Origin of the sequence: Streptomyces sp. NRRL S-646, from assembly GCF_000720765.1 — a bacterium.
Classification (GTDB): Bacteria; Actinomycetota; Actinomycetes; order Streptomycetales; family Streptomycetaceae; genus Streptomyces.
On record NZ_JODC01000010.1, the window covers coordinates 238,785 to 256,924 of the forward strand.

The following is an 18,140-nucleotide window of genomic DNA, read 5'->3' on the forward strand; positions in this document are numbered from 1 at the left end:
TCTTCTAGTGACCTGAGTCGTTGATGCGTCGGCAGTAACCGGCGAGGCTGTCGAGGATCTGGTTGGCGGTCTTGTGCCATACGTACGGGCGGGGGTTGGTGTTCCAGTCCTTGATCCACGCGCGGATGTCGCGTTCGAGGGCGGGGACGGAGCGGTGGACGCTGCGCTGGAGCTTCTTGCAGGTCAATTCGGCGAACCACCGCTCGACCAGGTTCAGCCAGGACGAGCCGGTCGGGGTGAAGTGCAGGTGGAAGCGGGGATGAGACAGCAGCCACCGCCGGACTGGCTCGGTCTTGTGGGTGCCGTAGTTGTCCACGATCAGGTGCACGTCCAGGCTGGCCGGGACCTCCCGGTCGAGCTTGGCGAGGAACTTGTTGAACTCCGCGGTGCGGTGGCGGCGGTGGAGCGAGCCGATCACCTTCCCGCTCGCCGCATCCAACGCGGCGAACAGGGTGGTGGCGCCCGCGCGCAGGTAGTCGTGGCTGCGGCGCTCGGGCACCCCGGGCATCATCGGCAGCACCGGCTGCGACCGGTCCAGCGCCTGGATCTGCGACTTCTCATCCACACACAGCACTAGCGCCCGCTCCGGCGGATCGAGGTACAGACCCACCACGTCGTGCACCCCGTCCACGAAGAACGGATCGGTGGACAGCTTGGACGACTCAGTGCGGTGTGGCTTGAGGCCGAACGCCCGCCAGATCCTCGACACCGTCGACTGCGACATCCCGGCCCTGCGGACCATCGATCCGGTTGACCAGTGGGTGGCGTTCTTCGGCTTCGTCTCGAGGGTGAGCCGCAGCAGTTCAGCGACGTGCTCGTCGGTGACCGTGCGCCCCCGGCCGGGCCGGGGGCGCGTCCCCGAGTCCGTCCAGCCGGTGGGTGACGAACCGGGCCCGCCACTTGGAGACCGTCTCGGTGGTCACCCCGACCTGCCGGGCCACCGAACTGGCCGACCGCGGCAGCCCGTCCGGCTCGATTTCGGCACACGCCAGCACGATCCTTGCCCTCAACGCCAGTGCCTGCGGCGTGGATTGAGCCGGACCCACCCACCGAGCACCTCACGCTCATGCTCCGACAACACCAACTCGGCCAATTGCGGCCCCGGACGCCCCATGCATATCAAACGACGCATCAGCGACTCAGGTCACTAGTGCTCGACGGATACGGTGCAAACCCACCGTCCACGGCTAGGCCGCGCAGCTCGGGGGCCCGGCTCGCCCAACTCGTCCGCGACCACTGAACGGTTGAGGCCCTGCACGACGTCCGCGGCGCCACCTTCACCGAAGCCCTGGTAACAGCCGGAAACGGTGTAGCGATGAGCCGGTCATCACGGATGAGGGGGCAGTCGCCGTACGGCGGGACACTTTCGCACAGGAGGCTGTGGAGGAATCTGATCCTCTGCTGCAAGCTGCTCGCAAGGCGGGGCTGCCGTCTGCGGCTGCCTTGCGATCGCTGTAACCGTTGGACTCCTGCTGAAGGCGATCAATGGGGGCGAGCGCGTCTGGCTCGTCCGAGCAGTCGCCGTTGGTGCTGTGGTCCGAGAGCCATGAATTGCATATCCGTCTAGAATCACAAAGACGCATAGCCTCGGGCGCCTCACTTGACCCATGCCTCCCGGCGAAGTGCCTGTCGTAACGCCGTGGTGACAGATGGGGGAGAAAACTGCGTGCATGCCTCCCGAACAGAAGAGAGTCGGAGTGTGTGTGGTGCGGGTGGAGGCCCAGCCCTACGGTCCGCTGATCACGGTGCGGGTGAAGCCTGACCTTGGGCAGGCCCTGACCGCCAAGGCCACCACCACTGATACCGAGGCCGCTGTCACTCTTGTGCGTGAATTCCTGCAGACATTCATTGCCGACACCCCACCTCGCTGATAAATCCCGACTGAGAGGGCTGGTGACGGATCGGTGACGCGCCGGAACTACCCTCTGTTGCCGGAACCAACCCTCCGCTCACGCGAATTGCCCCCTTTAGAGGGAGGGCAGGATGGTCGTTTTCCCAGCGGGCCCGGCGAACCCGATGGTCTTTCCAGCGAATCTCGTCCCGATCGGGGGTGATGAACCCCCGCCCGTACTGCACCTCTTCGGTGAGCCCTGTGTGACCCTTGGGCTCCGGACCCTGGAAGTGCCGCGCAGCTGCCAGCGGCTGGTGGTCTTCGTGGCGCTGAGACGGTGCCGGGTGGGACGTACCCATGTGGCCGGGACGCTCTGGCCGGTCAAGGACGAGGCCCGGGCCGGCGGCAATCTGCGGTCGGCGCTCTGGCGGCTCAACCGGATGGACGTCCCGCTGCTCGACAGTGACAGGAACGGCTTCCTCATGCGCCACGAGGTCGTCGTCGACACTCACACCGTCAGCGCCTGGGCGAGTCGCGTCATCGACGGCAGCGCCACGCTGCCCGAGCTGCGGACCGTACCCGACAACCTGGCCGCGCTGGAGCTGCTGCCGGGCTGGTACGACGACTGGGCGCTGATCGAGCGGGAACGCCTGCGACAGCGGCTGCTGCATGCCCTGGAGGCGCAGAGCCGTCAGCTGTCCACCCTCGGACTGCACGCCGAGGCCATCGAAGCCGCGATCGTAGCGGTCGGCGCTGAGCCCCTGCGGGAGAGCGCACAGCGGGTCCTGGCCGAGGCACATCTGGCCGCGGGCAACTGGGTGGAGACACGTCGCTGCCTGCACCTGTACGCCGAACTACTGGACCGTGAACTGGGGGTACGGCTCGCGCCGGATCTGGCCGAGCTGGTCCGCGACGCGCCAGTGACGCGGCGGTGACGGCACCGGCCGACGATGACGTGCGGATGGTTTCCCCAGCGTCGGGAGGGTCGGCATGGCCGTCAGGATCAGCAGCCTGCTGGTGTCGGGACCCGTCACAGTGCCCCTGGTCAGCGGGGAGACCGTGCGGCTGTCGCCGGGCGAGGAGTCGGCGGACCTGCCCGAGGTCGAAGTGACCGGCAGTGCGAAGGTGACCAAGCTGCGCGAGCGCGGCCTGATCAAGGTCGAGACCGTGTCGGAAGCCGACGCAACCGAACGGGAAGCCGACGAGATCGTAGGGAAGCCGACAAGGCGCACAAGGTCGCCGAAGACGACGGGGAGTGGGTGACCACCATGGTGACGCCGAGCTATCCGGGCGTGTACGTGGCGGAGACGGCGGGCGGGGTGCGCCCTTTGGACGTCGCCTCCACCTCCACCGCCGCCTTCGTCGGGCTCGCGGAGCGTGGCCCGGACGAGGCAACCCTGGTCACCAGCTGGACCCAGTTCCAGCGTAACTACGGGTCGTTCATCGGCGAGGGGTACCTGGCGCACAGCGTGTTCCAGTACTTCAACAACGGCGGCCGGCAATGCTACGTCGTCCGGGTCGCCAGGGCCGACGCGGCCCTGGCATCGGTGACGGTCGTCAACCGGGCCGACACCCCGACGGCCGGAGTGACGTTCACGGCACGGAGCAAAGGCGTGTGGGGCAACTCGCTGCTGCTGCAGATCCAGGACGGAACGCTGGAACCGGGCCGGGAGTTCCGGCTGCGGATCCGGCGCCAGCGCGACCCCGGCACGGTCCCGGAGGCGCTCGACACTCTCCCGTTGCTGGAGGACTTCGACAATCTGAGCGTCGACCCGGCCTCGCCCCGCTTCGCCGCGACCGTGCTCGCCGATGGTTCGGCCCTGCTTGACGCTGCCCTGGACGCGGCCGACGTCGCGCTCGCCCGCGGCCGTCAGACGGCGGGCGGCCCCCCGTCACTGCCTCTGAACGACAAACTCAACATCCGGATCAGCCTGGACGACGACGGCTTCCAGACCATCCAGCTGCCCGCCGCGGCCGGCGCCGCGACCGCGACCGCGGACCAGGTGGCGGCGGCGATCCAGACTGCCGTACGGGCACTGACAAAGAAACACCAGTCCACACCCGACGCGGCCTTCTCCGGTTTCACCTGTGCCGTGGAGTCGACCCGGCTGGTCCTGCGGTCCGGCACCACCTCCGCGACCTCGTCCGTACGGATCCAGCCCGCCGCGCAGAAAGACGCGACGATGCTGCTCAAGCTCGGCTCGTCCGGAGGCGGCCAGTCGCAGGACGGGATCGGAGTACGGCGGCCGGCCGTCGCGGACGCCATCCAGGTCGGCGACGCCGTAACCGGCGGTGTCGTCGGCGCCGCCGCGCCGGGCGGCGACGGCACAAGTCCCATCACGGACGCCCTGTTCACGGATGCGTTCGCCCGACTCGACACGGTCACGGACGCGAGCCTGCTGGCCGTACCTGGCGTGAGCGGAGCGGCCCTCACCAGCCAGGGCATGTCCTACTGCGCCAACAGGCCGCTGCAGGACATGTTCTTCATCGGTGAGACCTTCTCCCACGACGACGCCAGGGAGGAGGCCGAGAACTTCCGCAAGAGCCTGACCGTGGCCAACTCCTATGGCGCGCTGTACTTCCCATGGGTGAAGGCCATCGACCCGGCCGGCGCGAGCAACAGCCCGGTCCTTCTGCCACCGTCGGGGTACGTCGCCGGTCTCTACGCCCGGATCGATGCCTCGCGCGGCGTGTGGAAGGCTCCCGCGGGAACCGAAGCGTCGCTGAACGGCACTGTCGGTCTGGCCGTCGAACTCAGCGACGTGGAGCACGGCACCCTGAACCTGATCGGCGTCAACGTCATCCGACGTTTCCCCACCGCAGGCGTGGTCGCCTTCGGTGCCCGTACGGTCTCCGCCGATCCCGCCTGGCGGTACGTCCCGGTACGGCGCACCGCGATCATGCTGCGGACCAGCATCTACCAGGGCATCCAGTGGGCGGTGTTCGAACCCAACGACGAGCCCCTCTGGTCCCAACTACGGCTGAGTATCGGAGCGTTCATGATGACGCTGTTCAGGCGGCAGGCGTTCCAGGGAGCGACTCCGTCGGAGGCGTTCTTCGTCAAGTGCGACGGCGAGAGCACCACCCAGGCGGACATCGACGCCGGGATCGTCAACGTGCTGGTGGGCTTCGCACCACTGAAACCGGCCGAGTTCGTCGTCGTACGGATCAGCCAGCAGGCCGGGCTGGCCGCCGGCTAGCTCCCAGGAGTCCGAGGAGGGCGGCCGATGGCCAGGTTCACCGTCAACAGCACCCGGTTCGACCCGTACCTGGGGTACAAGTTCAAGATCATGATCGACGGGCAGTACGTGGCGGCGCTCAACAAGTGCAGCGCGCTCAAGCGGACCACGGAGGTCACGCCCTGGTACGAGGCGGGCGACCCGAGCGCGCCGCGGCAGATTCCGGGCAAGACCAAGTACGACCCGATCACCCTGGAGGCCGGGGTCACCCACGACACGACGTTCGAGCTGTGGGCGAACAAGGTCAACAACTTCCAGGGCGAGGCGGCGATGTCGCTGGCCGGGTTCCGCAAGGACATCAGCATCGAGGTCTACAACCCGGCGGGGCAGAAGGTGCTGGCCTACCTCGTCTACCGCTGCTGGGTGTCGGAATACCAGGCGCTGCCCCAACTCGACGCGGGCGGCAACGCCGTGATGATCACCTCGATCAAGCTGGAGAACGAAGGCTGGGTCCGCGACGTCTCGGTGGCCGAGCCGAAGGAGACCTGACCGATGGAGGACGAGCTGCCGGGCGGCTACTGGGACGCGGCCGGTCAACTGCACCGCACGTTCGAGCTCTCCCCGCTCACCGGCTACGACGAGGAGCTGCTCGCGGGCGTGGATGGTGCCGCCCTGGTCTCCACCGTGCTGAGCCGCTGCGTCCGCCGTCTGGGCACCATCAGTCCGGTTCCGGCGGAGGTGGCCGAGGATCTCCTGGTGGCCGATCGCCTTTACCTGCTGCTGCGGCTGCGCCGGGCGACCTTCGGTGACGCCGTCAACGCCAGTCTGATCTGCCCGTGGCCCGAGTGCGGTCGGCGCATCTCGCTCGCCTTCTCCGTCGACGACGTTCCGGTCGTCCGCTCCGCCTCCCCTGCCGCCACGTACACGGTCGCGCTCGGCGACCCTTGCGTCGGCGAGGCCGAGTTCCGCCTGCCGACCGGCGCCGACCAGGAGGCGCTGGCCGACGAGGTCGACCGGAACGAGGCACGCGCGCTGACCGGGCTGCTGACCCGCTGTCTGCTCCGCCTGGGCACCGTTCACTCGCCCGCCTCGGAGCAGATCACGGCTCTCCCCTCCGCCACCCGCGCCGAGATCGAGCGGCGCATGCACGACGTGGCTCCGCGGGTCGAGCAGACGCTGGAGACGACGTGCCCCGAATGCGGCCGCGCGTTGATCGCGCCATTCGACATCCACCGTTTCCTCTTCGGTGATCTGCGTACCGACGCCCGGCTCCTCTACCAGGAGGTCCACTACCTCGCGTTCCACTACCACTGGAGCGAACGGGACGTCCTGGACATGCCGCGTGATCGCCGCCGCGTCTACATCGACGCGATCGCCGAGACGATCGGGGCGATGAACGATGGCACCTGACACCTTCCGCCACCGCGCCACCGTCCGCGCCCTGCTGGGCCTCCCGGACGACGACGTCCCCCACATCACCTTCGCCGGTCCCCTGGCGCCCCCGCTGTTCCGCTACCTCCACACCTCCCTCACGCTGCAGGATCCCCTCACCGCGTGGCAGACGCCGTACGCCGGCCACGCCCGCATTCAACAGTCGGCACCCCCAGTCGACTTGCCGGCCCCGCCCCCGCCCCCAAGCGGCCCCGTTGCCTCAGGGCGGGTGCCGCAGACCAACTTCCGCCCGCGAAAGGGGACTTCGCAGCTGACGCCCGGCGAGCCGGGTACGGCACCAGCAGTGAGCACCGAGCCACAGCGTTCCCCGGCCCCGGACCGGCCGACACGCCCGGAGCCGCCGGGCCCCGGCCTCGCGGCCTTCGACTCCGAGCGCGAAGAGGCTCGGCCCTCCTCCCCCGGCATGCCGCGTGCCGCGCCGACCGGCGAACTCGCCCGTTCCTCCGCTCACCCCGCCGACAGCGCTCCGCCACACGTCGAGTCCTGGCTCATCCTGGACGACAGCGGCCCGAACACCCGGGATCGCAACGGCGGCACCCGTATGTCCTCAACGGCACCTGCCCCCACCCCGTCCCGGCAAATGCCGAGCTCGGACGGCGTGCACCCCGGATCGGCACCGGACAGGACGCCCACCGCTGCCAGTTCGAGCTGGGAGGTGCCGCACGCCGAGACGGACTCAAGCCGAGACATTCCGCGCGCCCCTACCGGATCGGGCAGCGAGACTCCGCGCAACGCCACCGGGGACGTCGCGGCCCGGCCGGTGCCTCTCCCCAAGTCATGGCAAGGGCCGGACCCCGCGGTCACGGCGAGCCCCGACGAGGAGCACGCACCACCCCCCGGACCAGCCGCACTCGACTTCGCCGAAGAGGTCTTCGTGACGGCCCCGCCGGAGGAACACAGGCCCCCGGAACCCACTCAGGATCCCGAACCCGTAAGACCTGAGGCCCGGCGCCGCACGTCGAACCCCGTCGACGCGGACGACGACGCGGAACTGCCCGTGGCGTTCTGGGAACGGCGGTATCTGGGGCGCCAGCGCGGAAGGATCCTGCGATGAGCGAAGCAACGGCTCTTGGCATGGTCAGCTCTTCGCTGCGGACCCTGTTGACGCATGAACTGGGGATCACTCCGCCACCCGACGTCACCGTGCTGTCCCCCGACGAGACCGGCGGTGCACGGCGGCTCAATCTGTTTCTGTTCCGCGTGGTGGAGCACCCGTTCTTCAGGAACCAGGACTGGGAGATCAGGCCGGGAACTCCGCCGCACCTCACCCGGCCTCCGCTGTCGCTGTCCCTGTCGTACCTGCTGACGGCGTACGCCCCCAATGATCCGCAGACCGGGAATGCCGCCGCGCACCAGCTGCTCGGCGAGGCGATGCGGGTCTTCCACGAGCATCCGGAGATCCCCGAGGAGTATCTGGACACAGGGCTTCTGGGGGCGAAGGAGAAACTGCAGATCGTCGGCGAGAACCTGGACCCCGACGGTGTGGGGCGGCTGTGGTCGTCCCTGGACGAGCCGTTCCGGCTGTCGGTGGCGTACCAGGTTTCGCCCGTTCAGCTCGATGTGTCTCAGGCGGCGCAGCGGCCGATGCCCCAGCGGGTACGACGGATCGGTGTGCCCGATGTGCGGGCGCCGCTGGATCCGCCGGTGGTCACGGAGATGAGCCCTGTCTCCGCAACGGCCGGGACCCCGCTGACGTTCACCGGGAAGCACCTCGCGGGATGGCGTGCCCGGGTCTGGGTGGGCGGTCATCCGGTGGTGTCCGAGCAACTGCTGGGCGAGGACCGGTTCACGGCACAGCCGGCAGGCGATCTGGGGCCGGGGCTGTACGAGGTGAGGGTAGACGTGTCCGGGATCTTTCGCCGTACGTTCCTGTTCGAGGTGACGTCATGAGCGGCGGGTACCGGGACAATGCCGAGCATCTGGCCGACGAACTTCGCCGGTTGGACCTGCTGGGCGAGCGGGACATGGCCGGGTTCGACGAGCTCTCCGCCAAGATCGAGACGAGGGTGGATCACGGGCTCGCGGAGGGCGTGTGGCTCGGGCTGCCGCTGCTGGGCAGGCTGTTCGGGCTCGGTTCGGTGGAACTGCTCGCCGTCGTGGCCTGCCTCGCCCCCGACCTGCGGGACGGGTACGAACGGCCCGGCCCGGCGGCGCTGTTGCAGCTGCTCTGGCCGGACGAGCGCGCCCGGTGGGTCGGCCGGGACCTGCTCGACGACTCGGCGCCGCTGCTCCGGATGGAGGTACTGGGGCAGGACGAGCGCGGGGCGTGGGCGCTCGACCCGCGGATCCGCCGTTTCCTGCTGGGCTCCCCGGGCATCGACGCCCGGCTGCGCGGCTCGGTCCGCCGGCACTCCCCGGACGGCCTCGACACCGATCCGCGGCTGGTCGACGGGCTGCTGCGGCTGATCGACCACCACTGGTCGGGGGATGAACGGCCGACCCTGGTCTTCGAACTCCGCGGTGCGGAGGGAACGGCCGGCCTCGCCGGGGAGGTCTGTGCCCGGCTGGGCGTTCCGCTGCTGGAGGTGGACCTCGAGGAACGGACCGACCTGGTGCGGGCGGCCGTACGCGAGGGGCTGTTGCAGCGGGGCGGGGTCCACCTGAGCGGGGCCGGGCCCGCACATCTGCTGCGTACGGCCGTGGCGGACTTCGGGTGGCTGGTGTTCCTCACGGACGGCGACCTGGGCGAGTTGCCCGGGGTAGTGGTGCACCGGGTGACCGTACCGGCGCCGGATCCCGCGCACCGGGCGGCCGCGTGGCGCGCGGCACTGGGCGGCCACGAGGAGTGGGCGGACGAGCTGGCCGGGCGGTTCCGGCTGCCGCCCTCGCGCATCAGGGCGGCCGCACAACTGGCCGAGCAGCGGCGGATCATGGCGGGCGATCCCGGCGAGCCGACCCTGGCGGACCTGACGGAGGCCTGCCGGGCCGAGTCGCAGCACCGGCTCGGCCCGCTCGCGGCCAAGGTGACGCCTCGGGTCGGCTGGGACGATCTTGTCCTTCCCGCGGACCGGCTGGAACTGCTCGCCGACATTCGGAACCAGATCCGCCACCATCACCGCGTCCACACGGACTGGGGCTTCGGCGAGCGCACGAAACAAGGGCTCAGCGCCCTGTTCAGCGGTCCGTCCGGGACCGGCAAGACGATGGCCGCCGAGGTGCTGGCCGGCGACCTCGGTCTCGACCTGTACAAGGTGGATCTGTCCGGCGTGGTCAGCAAGTACATCGGTGAGACCGAGAAGAATCTCGCCCGGCTGTTCGCCGAGGCCGCCGCGGCCGACGCGATCCTGTTCTTCGACGAGGCCGACGCCCTGTTCGGCAAGCGCACCGAGGTGTCGGACGCGCACGACCGCTACGCCAACATCGAGACCAGCTATCTGCTGCAGAAGCTGGAGGATCACGACGGCCCGGTGATCCTCGCGACCAACCTGCGGCAAAACCTCGACGAGGCCTTCACCCGCCGTATCCGATTCACCGTGGAGTTCCCGTTCCCCGAGGCCGACAGCAGACTGCGGATCTGGCACGCCCACTTCCCGGTCCAGGCACCCGTCGCCCCAGACCTCGATCTCGGAGTGCTGGCCAGGGACTTCCCGGTGAGCGGCGGCAGCATCCACACGATCGTACTCAACGCCGCGTTCCTCGCCGCCGCCGACGGGGGCGTCATCCGCCAGGGGCATCTGGTGCGCGGTACCCGCTGGGAATACGACAAAATCGGCCGGCTCTGGCCGGAGCGGAGGGCGTCATGACCGACGGATTCCCGGGGCGGCCGAAGATCCTGCGAGGTGCGTTCGTGGAGTTCGGGCTGAGCCTGCCGCCACTGCTGGTGGTCTTCCAGTTCAACCCGCTGCAGCTGACTCGCAACCGGTCGCTGTCCGTCACCTTCCCGGGCGCGCGGGCCGACGGGGCGGGCTCGTCGCTGCGCGACTACCACGCGACCGTGGACAATCTGCTGGACCTGCAGAAGCAGCAGGTCGTGTCGGTGCAGGAACAGACCGTCGCCTTCGACATCCGGCTCGACGCCACTGACGGCCTGGGCGACGGTGAGGTCCTGGCCAAGCAGTTTGGGGTAGGCCCGCAACTGGCCACCCTGGAGCTGATGGTGCAGCCCAAGAGCGAGAGCATGCTCGGGCTGGTCGCCGACAAGCTGCTCGGGCTGGGCGGCAAGCCGAAGGGCTTCAGCTTCACGCGGAGTGCGAACCCGCCGTTGGTGCTGTTCATCTTCGGCCGCAAACGCGTCCTGCCCGTGAACATCAACGCGCTGAACATCACCGAGACCGAGTTCAGCGCCGATCTCAACCCGATCCGGGCCACCGCGGCGGTCAGCCTCACCGTCATCGAGGGGCGCAGTGTGCCGTACCTGTACTCCAAGGCCGCCACGGAGGTGATGTCGGCGCTCAACCTCGCCAACGTCACCGACGTCGCCAACGTGGTCATCCCGGGGTGATGCGCCATGCCGTCCCGCTACCAGTCCGTACCCGGCTCCGAGCTGCGGCGCCTGCCGGTGACCGACGGCGAGTTCCGGCACATCCTCGCCGAGGGCGAGCGGCTGGATCACCTCGCCTACACCTACTACGGCGACCCCCAGGCCTATTGGCGCATCTGCGACGCCAACCCCGAGATCCTCTCCCCCCTCGCGCTCGTCGACGACGAACCGGTCCGCACCACCTTCTTCCCCGTCGAACGGCCGGAGCCCAAGCTGCTGACCGCCCTCGCGCGGCAGTTCGGAGTCCTGGCGGTCAAACCGGCCGACGGCGGTGTCGTGGTGGACCACAACATCCTCAACGCCGATACGGTCGCGGTCCGGAAGGCGATCGAAGCGGCGGGATTTGTGACCGGGCTGCCCCAGGAACGCGGCCGGATCGGCGCGTCGATCGTCATTCCTCCTGCTACGGGGGGAGGCCGGTGATGGTCCACGACCAGCTGCGGATCGAGGTCGACGGGGACGAGCCGACCGGACTGACCGCCGATCTGCTCGGACTGGAGGTCGAGCTCGACGACCAGCTGGCCGGAATGTTCCGGCTGACCCTGGCCCTGCGCATGCAGCCGGACGGCTCCTGGCCGTATCTCGACGACGACCGCTTCGCGCTGTGGCGCAGGGTGGACATCATCGGGGGTCCGCAGGACGGAACCCGGCAGCTGATCATCGGCTATGTCACTCATCTGCGCCCTGATTTCGGCCCCGACCTCGACCGCTGCCGGCTGGAGGTCTGGGGCCTGGACGCCACCGTACTGATGGACCGGGCCGACCGGCTCAGGGCCTGGCCCAACAAGACCGACAGCGACATCGCCACCGAGGTGCTGCGCTCCTACGGGCTGACGCCGGAGGTGACCGGCACCGACGTGGTGCACGACGAGCGGGTGTCGACCGTCGTCCAGCGGGAGAGCGACATCCGGCTGCTGCGCCGCCTCGCGTTCCGCAACGGCTTCAGCTGCTACGTCGACGGCGACACCGCGTACTTCGGCCCGCCCCGCCTGGAGGGCGGCCAACTGCCGCCCATGGCCGTGCAGTTCGGTCCGCGAACCAACGTCGAACGGTTCACGCTGGAGGTCAACGCGTTCACGCCGACCGACGTGACGATGACCCAGACCGACCGGCTCACCGGGGACGTCCTCCGCGCCGAGGGCCGCGCCGAACTGCAGCGAGCCCTGGGCAGTCGCCCCCCGGACGACCTGGGCACGCTCCAGGTCGGGCAGACGGTCAGCACGGGCGAGCAGGAGATGTCGGCGCTCTGCCAGAGCCTGTACGACGAGGGCCAGTGGTTCGTGACGGGCGAGGGCGAGGTGCTGGGCAACGCCTACCCCGCGGTCCTCGTCCCGCACGCCCTCGTCCCGATCAAGGGGATCGGTGCGACCCACAGCGGAGTCTACGAGGTCACCCACGTCACCCATGTCTTCACTCCGGCCGGTTACCGGCAGCGGTTCCGGGTCCGGCGCAACGCCACGCAGCCGACCGGCGAGGAGGACTTCGGATGAGCGCGCTCGAACGGGTGGTGGCCAAGCTCCTGGAACGGGCCGAGCACCGCTTCTACGGCAAGTACCGGGGCACGGTCGTCGACAACGAGGACCCGGCCCTGCTCGGCCGCCTCAAACTCAGCGTCCCCAGCGTCCTGGGTCCGGACGTGGTCACCGGCTGGGCGACCCCCTGCGCCCCGTACGGCGGGGCCGCGCAGCAGGGCTTCCTGTTCGTCCCCGAGCGCGAGGCCAGGGTCTGGGTGGAGTTCGAGGAGGGCGACCTGGAGTTCCCGATCTGGACGGGCGCTTTCTGGTGCAGTCCCGGGGAGGAGTCCGAGCTGCCGGGTGATCCGCAGCAACGCCCCACCCGGAAGATCATCAGGACGTTGAAGGGCCACACGATCGAGCTGGAGGACGCCGACGGCGGCGAGCGGATCGTCATCTCCGACGCCACGGGGAACGCGATCGAGATGACCGCCGACGCCATGACGCTGACCGCCAAGGTCCCACTCACCCTCCGGGCGGAAGGCCAACCGGTCAGGATCGTCTGCTCCGCCCTCGACGTGGAGAAGGGGTGACCGCCGTGCTGATCGTCGTCCACCGCGACCCCGTCGAGGGCACGGACACCCACAAGGTCACCGGGACGCTGCCGGACGGCTCGCCGTACACCGGGAAGGGCAGCTTCACGTACACCGGCTCGATGACGGACGGTCTCAGCGACTTCGTGCGCGTCGGCGGTCACCCGGTGGCGCTTACAAGCAGTCGGAGCTCGCTCGATCCCGGCGAGAGCGCACCGGGCGGCGGCCACTCCGGCCCGAAGGGCACGGACTTCGATCCCGCAGGGCCCAACGTGTTGAGCCTCAGCATCGTCGACACGCCGCTCGGCAGCGGCTCCCCCGCCGCCGATGCGGGCAGCGCGTTCGTGACGATCGGCGGCACTCCCGTGCTGCTGGACGGCGACCCCATCGACAGCTGCGGCGGCCACTCCACGGTGACCGCCGCCGGACAGTCCTTCGTGACCTGCGCAGAGTAAGGAGCGGCAGTGGCAACCGGGTTCGGCTTTCCCTTCGGCGTCAGCGCGGCGGGCACCATCGCGCCGGATCCCGACGCCGCCGACGACCTGCGCGGGCGCATCGTCCAGGTGCTGTTCACCGCGCCGGGCGAGCGGGTCAACCAGCCGGAGTTCGGCTGTGGGCTGTTCAACCTGGTCTTCGACCCGGACAACAGCATCCTGGCCGCCGCCACCGAGTTCACCATCGGCCAGGCACTGACCCGCTGGCTGGGCGACGAACTGATCGTGACCGGCGTCGACGTGGCCGCCGACGACGGGACCATCACGGTCGAGGTCGCCTATGTGAGCCGCCGTGGTCGGGTCCAGCGCGCGGTACGGGTGAGTTTCCGATGAGCGACGAGATCGACTACACCGCGCGGGACTACCAACGCCTGCTGGACGCCATGCGGGCCAGGATCCCGGACCGGCTGGGCGAGTGGACCGACTACGCCAACGAGGCGGACTTCGGCAATGTGCTGCTGGAGCTGTTCGCCTACATGGGCGACATCCTCAGCTACTACCAGGACCGGGTGGCCAACGAGTCGTTCCTGGGTACGGCCCGTACGCGCGCCGCCGTCATCCAGCATCTACGGCTGATCGGCTACGAGTTGGGCACCGCCGTACCCGCCGCCGTCGAACTGTTCGTCAGCGTCCCCGGGAACGTCGACGGCGCCATCACCGTCACCCGTGGCAACGCGTTCTCCACCAGGAGCCGCCGGGGAGCGCCGAGCGTGCGTTTCGAGTACACCGACCCGGCCCCGCTGACCATCGACTTCGCCACCGTCGAGCCCGATCTCAAGACCGGGCGCAAGGTGAGCGAGAAGGGCATCCCGGTCGAGGAGGGACGGCTCATCGAGGGCGAGGTGCTGGGCAGTTCGGACGGCCGCGCGGACCAGCGCTTCCCACTCGGCCACACCGGCGTGATCCTTCGGCCCGGAGTGATCGCGGACGTCCAGATCACGGCCGAGCCGCCGCAGCTTGCCTGGGAGCGACGCGACAGTCTGGCGCTCAGCCAGGGCGGACAGCCCCACTTCGTCGTGGAGGTCGACGCCGACGACCACGCGACCGTCGTCTTCGGCGACGGCGTCTTCGGCCGCATCCCCACCGGCCGGCTGCGCGCGACCTACCGGGTGGGCGGCGGACCGGGGGGCAACGTCGGCGCACGGGAGATCACCACGATCCTCGACTGTCCACCGCTCGCCCAGCTCGGCGCGACCGTCTTCAACCAGGACGCGGGCACCGGCGGGGCCGCCCGCGAGGACCCCGCCCATGCCGTACGGCAGGCGCCAGCGGTGTTCCGCTCGCAGCACCGCGCCGTCACCGCCGCCGACTACGAGGCGCTCGCGCTCAGCTTCAAGGGCGTCGCCAAGGTACGGGCGACCGCCGGGGTGTGGAACGACATCACGCTCCATGTCGCCCCCGAGGGTGGCGGCCACGTCAGCGATGTGCTGCGCAGCGGGCTGCTCTCCTACCTGGAGGACAAACGGATGCTCGGCCAGATCGTGGGTGTCGAAGGTGTGCTGTACATCCCCGTGTTGCTCACCGCCCAGATCGGGGTGGAGCCCCGGTACCCGAGGGACGATGTGCAGGAACGCGTCCGGCAGACAACCAGGGAACTGCTGGCCTTCGACCGGACAGATTTCGGCCAGACCGTCTATCTGAGCCGGTTCTACGAGGAGATCCAGAACACTCCGGGGGTCCGGTACGCCAACATCACCGAGTTCCGCCGCGGTCCGGCGGACCCGGTGTTCGAGCCCTCCGGAAAGCTGGAGTTCGAGCAGTTCGAGCTGCCCGTACCGGCCGACGACAGCGAGCATCCAGGGGGGATCGCCCTGAGTGTCATCGACCGAGGGAGGCGGTGACACATGCGGCTCGGACATCTCGCGGCCGGCGCCGGGACCAACCGCGTCGACCTCTCCTGGACCAACCCCGACCCGGAAGGCTTCCCGGACATTCGGGTTGTACGGCGCATCGGCACCCATCCGGTACGACCCGATGACGGCGTGATCGTGGCCGAGGGAAGGGGACTCACCACGGCCGCCGACACGGGCCTGCCCGGCGAGACCGTCCACTACTACGCGCTGTTCCCGTTCAAGAACACCCTGCCCGCCGACACGGCCCCCGACCCGTACCACCTGCTGAGCGCGATGCCCACCGAGCCGTATGGCTTCGCCGAGCGGCTGTACGGCTCGCTCCCGGCGCTCTATCGACGCTACGACACCGACCGCGAACAGCTGCGCCGCTTCCTGGAGTTGCCCGGTGACGAGCTGGACCGGCTGTACAGCCTCGCCACCGCCTCGCTGGCGCTGACCGATCCCGGCCGGGTGGACGGCCGGTTGCTGCCGCTGCTGGCCGACTGGATCGGCTGGCGGACGGACTACACGGTGCCGGTCGCCGCGCAGCGGACCGAGATCCGCGCGGCGCCCAGGCTCTACCAGAGCGTCGGCACCCTGCCCGCGCTGGGTGCGACGACCGCGCGGCTCACGCAATGGCCCAGCCGGAACAGGGAGTTCGTCCACAACGTGGCGCGCACCAACCAGCCGGAGCGGCTCGTCCTGTGGTCGCGGCTGCGGGACGGGGCGGGCCAGTGGTCCGAGCCGGTGTTCACGTCGAGCGACCACGCGTATGACGGGCGGCCGGCCGGGATCGTCCTGCCGGACGGAACGGCTGAGATCTTCTACCACACCGACCCCGGCCACGGCTGGGAGATCTGGACCAAACAGTGGACGGCCGACGGGTGGCAGGCCAGTCGGCCCGTGGTCAGCGCAAGCGGCAGCGACAAACACCCGGCCGCCGCCCGGCAGGGAGACCGACTGTGGTTGTTCTGGCAGCGGTACGACCCCCGGCTCGGCCGGTGGCGGCTGTGGTCCACCACGCGCACCGGCGGTCAACTGGCCTCGCCTGCCCCGCTGTTCGACGACGAGGTCGAGCGGACGCAGCCGGCCGCCGTGGCCGACGGCTCCGGCGGGGTGTGGCTGTTCTGGCTGGAGAGCGGTGAGCTGCGGTGGGCGCGCAACGACGGGAACGAGTGGCGGCGCGGAACAGTACCCGCGGGTGAACCGCCGGTCCACGACGACGTCTTCGTCCTGCACCACCCGGTCGCGCCCCGGCTGTGGGTGCTGTGGGCGTCCCGGCAAGAGCGGTGGACCGTGGCGTACCGCACCAAGCAGAGCCTCGATCCGGCAGCCGCGGACTGGTCACCCGTCCGGACCTTGCCCAAGGCCGCCCCGACCGACCACGACCGGCAGCCCGCGGCGCTGCCGAGTGGCAACGGCATCGAGTTGTTCTGGTCGACCGCACGGCACGGTGCCTGGTCGGTCGACCGGGCCACTCTGGCCGGCACCACGTGGAGCCTCACCGGCACGGTCGAGGGCGGACCGTACAACCATCGCGGGCCGCTGGCACTGCCCCTTCCGCCGAACCAGGTGCTGCTGGCCCACCGGTCCCACCAGGGCGAGCCCGGCACCACCACGGTCGACACAAGGGCGACCGCCAAGCTGGCGCTGCAGGGGAGCGCCGATGACTTCCAGACCTACACACCAGACGGCCGCTTTGCCCGCAACACCGTCGGGGTGTTCCTCACCCCGGGCGCCGACGAGCCCGCCGAGCAGGTCGCCGAGGTGTCCGAGCGGCTCGCCGAAGTGCTGCGCGACGTGCTCCCGCTGACCTGCCGACCCGTGATCATCAGCTGACCGAGGAGGAACGATGGCCGACTACTCGGTGCCGCCGGACCAGATGCTGGCGGCGGCGACGGCACCTGAGCACGGCTATATCGGCCTGCACATCGAGCAGGGGGTGCCGATCCTCGACCGCGATCTCAACCTCCTGCACGATCTGATCACGGCCACGGTGCGGAGCATCGCCGCCCGCTTCATCGGCGACGGCACGCACGCTGACGCGTCCGGTTTCCTGGTCTCCGCGCTGCCCGCCGGGCAGACCAGCCAGGACTTCCAGATCACCGCCGACGGCGGGCACTTCCCGGGAAGCTGCATGGTCGGCGGCATCCAGGTGAGCCTGCCCGCGGCGATCAGGTACAGCAGCCAGCAGGTGGGAGTTCTCACCACGCCCGCCGACGATCGTACCGACGTGGTCTACCTCGACGTCACGGTGGTCGAGGTGGACTCCGTCGGGGCCACCGGGGACACCGATCTCCGTAATGAGCACGACGTCGGGATGCAGACATCGGTACGGCTCAAGCCCGTCTGGGTGGTGCGGGTGGCGGAGGGCGTGACCGTGCCCCCGGCCGCCGCCGGGCACGCCCGCTGCGCACTGGCACTGCTCAAGCGCAAGAAGGGCAAGGCGACCATCGAGGCAGACATGATCAAGGACCAGCGGCGCACCCGGCTCACGGTCGCGGACATCGAGCGGCGCCTGTCGGTGGTGGAGCAGGCGCTGCTGCTGCCCGCGTTCACCGGGACCGAGTTCACCCCGCGCAGCGGCGCGAAGGGGGACCCCGTGCACATCACCGGCAGCAACCTCGACTTCTCGCCGAAGGTGCTCTTCGGGGACCAGCCCGCGACTCTCTCCAGCCAGTCGGCCACCGACATCGTCGCCGCCGTGCCGTCCACGATCACCGTGCCCGTCGGCGGAGTGACCAAGGTCCGCATCACCGTGACCACCGGCCACGGGTCCATCACCAGCGTCAACGAGTTCAGCGTCACCGAATAGGGGCTGTCCG

The 18,140-nt window shown here is 69.6% G+C and carries 18 protein-coding genes and 1 pseudogene; 18 read left to right on the forward strand and 1 reads right to left on the reverse strand.

The features are described from left to right. Positions 1-4 precede the first annotated feature (4 nt). Positions 5-1,132: pseudogene (locus IH68_RS50185) on the reverse strand (IS630 family transposase). A 538-nt stretch (positions 1,133-1,670) separates the two neighbouring features. Between IH68_RS50185 and IH68_RS56500 the strand changes: the two are divergent. From IH68_RS56500 to IH68_RS0127055, 18 genes are all read left to right on the forward strand, one after another. Next, positions 1,671-1,871 (forward strand): hypothetical protein, encoded by a 201-nt coding sequence (locus tag IH68_RS56500; protein WP_159403727.1) that lies wholly within the window; start codon positions 1,671-1,673, stop codon positions 1,869-1,871. Between the two features lie 223 nt (positions 1,872-2,094). Next, positions 2,095-2,766 (forward strand): AfsR/SARP family transcriptional regulator, encoded by a 672-nt coding sequence (locus IH68_RS0126975; RefSeq protein ID WP_159403728.1) that lies wholly within the window; start codon positions 2,095-2,097, stop codon positions 2,764-2,766. A 55-nt stretch (positions 2,767-2,821) separates the two neighbouring features. After that, positions 2,822-3,094, forward strand: a complete 273-nt coding sequence (locus tag IH68_RS56505) for a hypothetical protein (RefSeq protein ID WP_030939908.1) — start codon at positions 2,822-2,824, stop codon at positions 3,092-3,094. 5 nt (positions 3,095-3,099) lie between these two features. Then, complete coding sequence (locus tag IH68_RS0126985; protein ID WP_234341637.1) at positions 3,100-5,031, forward strand: phage tail sheath family protein; 1,932 nt, start codon at positions 3,100-3,102, stop codon at positions 5,029-5,031. A gap of 27 nt (positions 5,032-5,058) precedes the next feature. After that, positions 5,059-5,559, forward strand: coding sequence for a phage tail protein (locus IH68_RS0126990; protein ID WP_030939914.1), 501 nt, complete (start codon positions 5,059-5,061; stop codon positions 5,557-5,559). A gap of 3 nt (positions 5,560-5,562) precedes the next feature. Continuing rightward, a complete protein-coding gene (locus IH68_RS0126995) occupies positions 5,563-6,420 on the forward strand; it encodes a DUF6760 family protein (RefSeq protein ID WP_030939916.1) in 858 nt (285 codons plus the stop codon). Further along, the gene (locus tag IH68_RS0127000; RefSeq protein WP_030939918.1) at positions 6,410-7,516 is read left to right on the forward strand and encodes a hypothetical protein; all 1,107 of its coding nucleotides are present in this window, start codon (positions 6,410-6,412) and stop codon (positions 7,514-7,516) included. Before IH68_RS0126995 ends, IH68_RS0127000 begins: the two co-directional genes overlap by 11 nt. After that, a complete protein-coding gene (locus tag IH68_RS0127005) occupies positions 7,513-8,352 on the forward strand; it encodes a Pvc16 family protein (protein ID WP_078912624.1) in 840 nt (279 codons plus the stop codon). The genes IH68_RS0127000 and IH68_RS0127005 overlap by 4 nt, the downstream gene beginning before the upstream one ends. Then, positions 8,349-10,205 carry an ATP-binding protein gene (locus IH68_RS51880; RefSeq protein WP_051833749.1) on the forward strand — a complete coding sequence of 619 codons (1,857 nt, stop codon included), beginning with the start codon at positions 8,349-8,351 and terminating at the stop codon, positions 10,203-10,205. The genes IH68_RS0127005 and IH68_RS51880 overlap by 4 nt, the downstream gene beginning before the upstream one ends. Further along, positions 10,202-10,903, forward strand: a complete 702-nt coding sequence (locus IH68_RS0127015) for a hypothetical protein (protein ID WP_030939925.1) — start codon at positions 10,202-10,204, stop codon at positions 10,901-10,903. The genes IH68_RS51880 and IH68_RS0127015 overlap by 4 nt, the downstream gene beginning before the upstream one ends. A 6-nt stretch (positions 10,904-10,909) precedes the next feature. Beyond that, a complete protein-coding gene (locus IH68_RS51885; protein ID WP_051833750.1) occupies positions 10,910-11,365 on the forward strand; it encodes a tail protein X in 456 nt (151 codons plus the stop codon). Then, complete coding sequence (locus tag IH68_RS0127025) at positions 11,365-12,432, forward strand: phage late control D family protein (protein WP_030939928.1); 1,068 nt, start codon at positions 11,365-11,367, stop codon at positions 12,430-12,432. The genes IH68_RS51885 and IH68_RS0127025 overlap by 1 nt, the downstream gene beginning before the upstream one ends. Then, complete coding sequence (locus IH68_RS0127030) at positions 12,429-12,989, forward strand: phage baseplate assembly protein V (protein WP_051833751.1); 561 nt, start codon at positions 12,429-12,431, stop codon at positions 12,987-12,989. The genes IH68_RS0127025 and IH68_RS0127030 overlap by 4 nt, the downstream gene beginning before the upstream one ends. Beyond that, positions 12,986-13,444, forward strand: coding sequence for a hypothetical protein (locus IH68_RS0127035; protein ID WP_030939933.1), 459 nt, complete (start codon positions 12,986-12,988; stop codon positions 13,442-13,444). The genes IH68_RS0127030 and IH68_RS0127035 overlap by 4 nt, the downstream gene beginning before the upstream one ends. Before the next feature lie 9 nt (positions 13,445-13,453). Next, entirely contained in the window at positions 13,454-13,816 is a 363-nt protein-coding gene (locus IH68_RS0127040; RefSeq protein ID WP_030939936.1) for a GPW/gp25 family protein, read from the forward strand. Continuing rightward, positions 13,813-15,324 carry a baseplate J/gp47 family protein gene (locus tag IH68_RS0127045; protein ID WP_030939939.1) on the forward strand — a complete coding sequence of 504 codons (1,512 nt, stop codon included), beginning with the start codon at positions 13,813-13,815 and terminating at the stop codon, positions 15,322-15,324. The genes IH68_RS0127040 and IH68_RS0127045 overlap by 4 nt, the downstream gene beginning before the upstream one ends. Positions 15,325-15,327: 3 nt before the next feature. Further along, positions 15,328-17,154, forward strand: coding sequence for a phage tail protein (locus IH68_RS0127050; RefSeq protein WP_030939942.1), 1,827 nt, complete (start codon positions 15,328-15,330; stop codon positions 17,152-17,154). 13 nt (positions 17,155-17,167) lie between these two features. Further along, positions 17,168-18,130 (forward strand): IPT/TIG domain-containing protein, encoded by a 963-nt coding sequence (locus tag IH68_RS0127055; RefSeq protein ID WP_030939945.1) that lies wholly within the window; start codon positions 17,168-17,170, stop codon positions 18,128-18,130. Positions 18,131-18,140: the final 10 nt, after the last annotated feature.